This window comes from Streptomyces atratus, assembly GCF_900119365.1.
Lineage (GTDB): Bacteria > Actinomycetota > Actinomycetes > Streptomycetales > Streptomycetaceae > Streptomyces > Streptomyces atratus_B.
In genome coordinates, this window is the sequence record NZ_FPJO01000008.1 from 293,076 (window position 1) to 299,075 (window position 6,000).

Annotated in this window: 6 protein-coding genes; 3 read left to right on the top strand and 3 right to left on the bottom strand. The window is 72.0% G+C overall.

The window, feature by feature from the left end; translation table 11 throughout:
• Window positions 1-73 precede the first annotated feature (73 nt).
• Window positions 74-1,384 (bottom strand): helix-turn-helix domain-containing protein, encoded by a 1,311-nt coding sequence (locus BT364_RS17140; protein WP_072486029.1) that lies wholly within the window; start codon window positions 1,382-1,384, stop codon window positions 74-76.
• A 247-nt stretch (window positions 1,385-1,631) separates the two neighbouring features.
• The gene (locus BT364_RS17145; protein ID WP_072486030.1) at window positions 1,632-3,269 is read right to left on the bottom strand and encodes an acyl-CoA dehydrogenase family protein; all 1,638 of its coding nucleotides are present in this window, start codon (window positions 3,267-3,269) and stop codon (window positions 1,632-1,634) included.
• A gap of 17 nt (window positions 3,270-3,286) precedes the next feature.
• Between BT364_RS17145 and BT364_RS17150 the strand changes: the two genes are divergently transcribed.
• The gene (locus tag BT364_RS17150) at window positions 3,287-4,471 is read left to right on the top strand and encodes a YihY/virulence factor BrkB family protein (RefSeq protein WP_177328149.1); all 1,185 of its coding nucleotides are present in this window, start codon (window positions 3,287-3,289) and stop codon (window positions 4,469-4,471) included.
• Between the two features lie 16 nt (window positions 4,472-4,487).
• Here BT364_RS17150 and BT364_RS17155 read toward each other — a convergent pair whose 3' ends face one another.
• A complete protein-coding gene (locus tag BT364_RS17155; RefSeq protein ID WP_072486032.1) occupies window positions 4,488-4,874 on the bottom strand; it encodes a CU044_2847 family protein in 387 nt (128 codons plus the stop codon).
• Between the two features lie 52 nt (window positions 4,875-4,926).
• Here BT364_RS17155 and BT364_RS17160 point away from each other — a divergent pair, with 52 nt between their 5' ends.
• Both BT364_RS17160 and BT364_RS17165 read left to right on the top strand, forming a co-directional pair.
• Complete coding sequence (locus BT364_RS17160) at window positions 4,927-5,622, top strand: helix-turn-helix domain-containing protein (protein WP_072486057.1); 696 nt, start codon at window positions 4,927-4,929, stop codon at window positions 5,620-5,622.
• Window positions 5,623-5,767: 145 nt separating this feature from the next.
• A partial coding sequence (locus tag BT364_RS17165; protein ID WP_072486033.1) for a transposase occupies window positions 5,768-6,000 on the top strand: 233 nt, incomplete at its 3' end.

Sequence of the window (6,000 nt, forward strand, 5' to 3'; positions counted from 1 at the left end):
CAGGGAACCACGCCCCGCCGCCCGCGCCAAAGCCGGCCCCGAGGCGCGGACGGCGGAGGGGAACCGGAACCGGCTACGAGGGGCCCTGGCCGTCCGTACGTGCCCTGACCACCACCGGAGCCGTCGAGTGCGGCAGCAGATCGGCCGGGTCGTCCGGGTGGATCACCTCCACCTCGATGTCCTCGCCGAAGCGGTACGGGCGGTGCGCGAGCACCTGGGCGAGATGGCGGCGCATCCGGGAGATCTCCGCCCGCACCGTCACCGTCCGGGTCGCGTCGCCGAAGATGTCCTGGGCGAGCTCGGACGCCGTACGCCCCTCGCGGTGCAGCGCCAGGGCGTACAGCAGCTCCGCGTGGCGCGGCGAGAGCCGCTGCGTCCAAGTGCCCACCGCGCCCACCACATTGACCCTGAGACCGCGGGGCCGGCTCAGATCGAGCACCACCCGTTGCGGCGCCCCGTCCGAGGGCCCGTCCGCGACCTGAAGCAGCCAGCCGCCGGGCAGCGGCTCCACCCGGCACATGCCGAGCGACGGCAGCCACACCCGGCCCGGCCGCAACGACTTGGGCAGCGGCAGCCGGTCGACCGGCGGCATCCCGGTCACCGCGGCGAGCCAGCCGTGGGTGTCCACCGCCAGGGCCCGGCCGCCCAGCCGGCACACCAGCGGTGCCGCCACCGAACGCAGCCGGTCGATCGCCTGCAGATGCCGGTTCCTGATCTCGCTCTCCGCGAGCCTGGCGACCGAACTGACCAGGGCGAGCGTCGTCGGATGGAACGTCGACGCGGGACCGCTCATGTCGACGATCCCCATCACCTTGCCGTCCCGCGGGTCACGGACCGGGGCCGCCGCACACGTCCAGTTGTGCAGGGTGCGGACGAAGTGCTCCGAGGAATGGACCTGGACCGGGACACGGGAGACCAGCGCCGTACCGATCGCGTTCGTCCCCGTGCTCTCCTCCGCCCAGGCCGCGCCCTCCGCCAGACAGACCTCGTCCGCCCGGCGCAGCACCGCCGCGTTGCCCCGGCGCCACAGCACCCGGCACTCCACATCGGCCACCACCATGATCTGCTGGGCGGCGTCCGCCAGGGCGACCAGACCGTCGTTCAGCAGCGGCATCACCTCGCCCAGCGTCGAGCTCCGGCGCCGGTGCTCGATCTCGTCCACACCCAGCAGCTCGCTCTCGGTGGACTGGTCCGGATCTATGCCGCTGCGCAGCACCCGGTCCCACGAGGCACCGATCTCGGCCCGCGGGGAGACCGGCGGGCGTACGCCGGCGAGCCTGGCCTCCCTGGCCCGGTGGATCAGGCGGGCGGCCTCGGCGGACTGCCGGGCATCCGTTGGTGTCACCCCGAAGGCGCTTGTCTCCACTCCGGTTTCCCCCCACATCCCAGGCCGGCTCGACGATCCATGGGCCCCATCCTGCCGCCGCGAGGAGGCCGGCACCGCATACTCCGCACAATGGTTGCAACCCTTTGCAACTCTGGCGAGGGGGTGGAGGTCCGTACGAGAGTGGTGGAACACCGTGCGGCGGAGCCTGTGCCCCACTGTTCGGTGTGCACAGCATGGAGGGTGGTGCCGTGTCGGCGCAGCACCACCCTCCGTTGCCGTGCACCCGAGGGCGGGCCCCAGCCGGCTAATCCGCGACCGGCCGCGCCCGTTCGACGACCGAGGCCAGATCGAGGCTGTGCGGCAGCGTGCCGAAGACCGCGCCCCGGTCCCCGCCCAGCCGTGACGCGCAGAACGCGTCGGCCACCTCCGGCGGCGCCCACCGCACCAGCAGCGAACCCTGGAGCACCAGCGCCATCCGCTCGGCCAGCCGGCGGGCCCGCGCCTCGATCCCGTTCAGATCGGCGAGCTCCGTCAGCATGTCCCTGATCGCCCCGTCCAGCCGGTGATCGGCCCCGCGCGCCCTGCCGACCTCCTGGAGGAACGCGTTCAGCGCCATCGGCTCACGCTGCAGCGCCCGCAGCACGTCCAGCGCCTGCACATTGCCCGAGCCCTCCCAGATCGAGTTGAGCGGCGCCTCGCGCAGCAGCCGGGGCATCCCGGACTCCTCGACGTAGCCGTTGCCGCCGAGACACTCCAGCGCCTCGGCCACCAGCGGCGTGCACTGCTTGGTCACCCAGTACTTCGCCGCGGGCACCGCGATCCGCAGGAAGGCCAGCTCGCTCGCCGAGCCGTCGTCGTACGCCGCAGCCAGCCGCATCGCGAGCACCGTCGCGGCCTCCGACTCCAGCGCCAGGTCGGCCAGCACATTGCGCATCAGCGGCTTCTCGACCAGCACCCCGCCGGACACGCTGCGGTAAGTGCAGTGGTGGATCGCCTGCGCCACCGCCTGCCGCATCAGCGCCGCCGAACCGACCAAACAGTCCAGCCGGGTCGCCGCCACCATCCCGATGATGGTGCGCACCCCGCGCCCCTCCTCGCCGACCCGGCGCGCCCACGTACCGTCGAACTCGACCTCGGCCGAAGCGTTCGACCGGTTGCCCAGCTTGTCCTTGAGCCGCTGGATCGCGAAGGTGTTGCGGGTGCCGTCGGGCAGCACCCGGGGCAGCAGAAAACACGTCAGGCCGCCCGGCGCCTGCGCCAGCACCAGAAATCCGTCGGACATCGGCGCCGAGCAGAACCACTTGTGCCCGGTGAGCAGATACTCGCCCTCCGCGGCCAGCGGCTCGGCACGGGTCGTGTTCGACCGTACGTCCGTGCCGCCCTGCTTCTCCGTCATCCCCATCCCGAGGAGCACCCCGGCCTTGCGCGCGGCGGGACGCAGCCCCCGCTCGTGCACCGTCGAGGTGAGCAGCGGCTCCCACTCGGCGGCCAGCGCCGGATCGGTGCGCAGCGCGGGCACCGCCGCGTGCGTCATCGACAGCGGGCAGCCGTGCCCCGCCTCGACCTGCGTCCACACCAGGAAGCCGGCCGCCCGCCGCACATGACCGCCGGGCCGGCCCCAGGCGTCGGTCAGGCCCGCGCCGACCGCGTGGCCGAGCAGCCGGTGCCAGGCCGGATGGAACTCGACCTCGTCGATGCGGTGGCCGTAACGGTCGTGGGTACGCAGCACCGGCGGATTCGCGTTCGCCTGCGCACCCCACTCCTGCGCCTGCGCGGAGCCCGCGGACCGGCCCAGCTCACCGAGCTCGCCCCGGACTTCGGCCAGGAGCCCGGGTGACGTGTGACGTCGCACCGCCTCGGTGAGCGCCCGGTCGGCGGCGAAGACGTCGTAGCCGGTCAGCGGCGGTACCTGGTTGGACACGGTGTGGGTGGTGGCTGCCATGCCGATACGGTAAGGACGTGCAGGCAGCAAATGAAACACCCGAGCGGCCAGCGGGTCGGCTCCACCGGGCCCGAGTCCTCTACCGCAACGTATCCAAGCGGCAGATGGCCTGGCAGTTGCTCAAGGACACCGTCAACTCGTGCATGGAGTACCGCATTCTCGGGCTCGCCGCCGAGGCGGCGTTCTTCACCCTGCTGTCCCTGCCGCCCCTGCTCCTCGGCCTGATCGGGCTGCTCGGCTACGTCGACGAGTGGACCAGCACCACCACGGTCGCCTCCATCGAGCGCAACATCCTCAACGCCGCGCAGACCGTGCTCAGCGAGCGGGGCGTCAACGACTTCGCCAAGCCGCTCCTGGCGGACGTCACCACCGGCGCCCGGCCCGATGTCATCTCGATCGGCTTCGCGATCGCGCTCTGGTCCGGTTCCCGCGCGGTCAATGTCTTCATCGACACGATCACCGTGATGTACGGCCTCGACGGCCAGCGCGGCATCGTCAAGACGCGGCTGCTCTCCTTCCTGCTGTACGTCGTCGCGCTGCTGCTCGGCTCCGTGGTGCTGCCCCTGCTCGTCGTCGGCCCGGACCGGGTCGTGGAGTTCGTCCCGTGGGGCACCGAGCTCATAAGCGTCCTGTACTGGCCGCTGGTGATCCTGCTGTCGATCGCGTTCCTGACCACGCTCTACCACGTGTCCGTGCCGGTCCGTTCGCCCTGGATCGAGGACATGCCCGGTGCGCTGATGGCGCTCGCGATGTGGGTGCTCGGCAGCTTCCTGCTGCGGATCTACCTCACCAGTACGGTCGAGGGGCCCACGATCTACGGCTCGTTGGCGGCCCCGATCGCCGTCCTGCTGTGGATCGGCATCTCCGCGTTCGCGGTGCTGGTGGGAGCGGCGGTGAACGCGGCCATCGACCGGGTGTGGCCCTCCCTGGCGACGGCCGCCGCCCGCGCGGCCAACGACCGGGTGCGTGCGGCCCAGGCGGCGGAGTTCGTCGCCCGGACGCAGGCGGGGAACCAGGACGACGAGGACTGGGACGACGACGAGGGCGACGACGGTGACAGCCCCTACATGCCGTCCGAATTCCCCGAGCGCTGGTCGAAGTTCCTGCCGCCGGAGGATGTGAAGTCCAGGCTCCAGCCGAGCCGCGACAAGGAGCCGGACAAGCCGAACGCCGACAAGCGGGACGACGAGTCCGACGGCTGAGCGGTTTCCGCGGCTGCTAGGGCGCGGGCGCCGGAACGACCGGAGCCGCCGGTTCCGCTGGAGTCGCTGGTTCCGCGGGTGTCGCGCCGGGGGACCAGGACAGCTTGACCACCATGTGGCCCTCGACCGCGCTCTTCGCGATCACGGCCCCGGCCTCCGCCGTGATCTTCACCCCGAATTCGAGCTCCACACCGTCCGGTTTCAGGGCGCCGTCCCGGAACACCGCGAGGGCGGACTCGGCCGCCGACCGGATTCCCGTGAGGGCGCTGTCGAAGGTGCGCCCGGCCCTGGCCAGGGTGTTGTCGTCGCCCAGCGCGACCAGCTGCGCGCCCTGCGTGTGACGGTCGACCTCGACCGTCACCGTCGCACCGTTGTCGGTGGTGAACTCCATCAGTGCCGTCATGACCGCCCCCGGGAAGCCGATTCCGTTCGCCGACGAGATTAGCGTGTGGGGCATGGGCGACAGGTACGAAGAGCGGACGTCGCGGTTCGACGGCGCGATCGTGTGGACACTGAGCGTGCCGGAGGGCGCGGTCCACCCGGTGCTGCCCGACGGATGCATGGACCTGCTCTGGATCGGCGGCCGACTGCTCGTCGCGGGCCCCGACACCCGTGCCGTGACATCGTCCGCCCCGCCCGGCGGGCAGTGCGCCGGCATCCGCTTCGCACCCGGCACGGCCCCCGCGCTGCTCGGCGTGGCGGCGCACGAGCTGCGCGACCGCCGCGTCGAGCTCGCGGACCTGTGGCCCGGCGGCCGGGTCCGCGTGCTCACCGAGCAACTGGCCGAAGCCCCCGACCCGGCCGCCGCGCTGGAAGACGTCGCGCTGCGCCTGGCGGCCGGCACCGCACCGCCGGACCCGCTGATGCGGTACGTCGCGGACCGGCTCGGCGCCGGGTGGTCCGTCGCGGACACCGCGCACCGGGCCGGCCTCGGCGCCCGCCAGCTGCACCGCCGTTCGCTCGCGGCCTTCGGCTACGGGCCCAAGACCCTCGCCCGGGTCCTGCGGCTGCAACGCGCGCTCGCCCTCACCCGGTCCGGGACGCCGTACGCCGAGGCGGCCGTCGAGGCGGGCTGCACCGACCAGGCCCATCTCGCACGGGAGATGCGCGACCTGGCCGGGACCACCCTGACCGCCTACATGGCCAGGTAGTCACGCACGCCGGGCCTTAGCTTGACGTTTATCCTCGCCTGTCACCCAACCTGCTGATCTGCGGTTCTTCCCGGGACAGCGGAGGCGGCCGTTCTCCACGCTTCGAGATGTCGAGTCACGAAGCACGAGAGAACGGCCGCTGCGTATGAGTCTCCCTCTCCCAGGGCCCGCAGGCGAGGCGTTGGATGTCTTGTCCCGCTTTCGGGTCGAGTTCTACGAGTGCCTTTACGCCCGCGCGGATGCACTCTTCGAGCTCACGGACGCGGTGCTGTGCGCGGACGGGCCGGTGAAGACCCTGGTCGAACTGTCGCTGGCCCTCGAGCACCGGCGTGGGCATGGTGCTCTGTACGCAGCGTTGGACCGGGGCTGGGCCGAGCC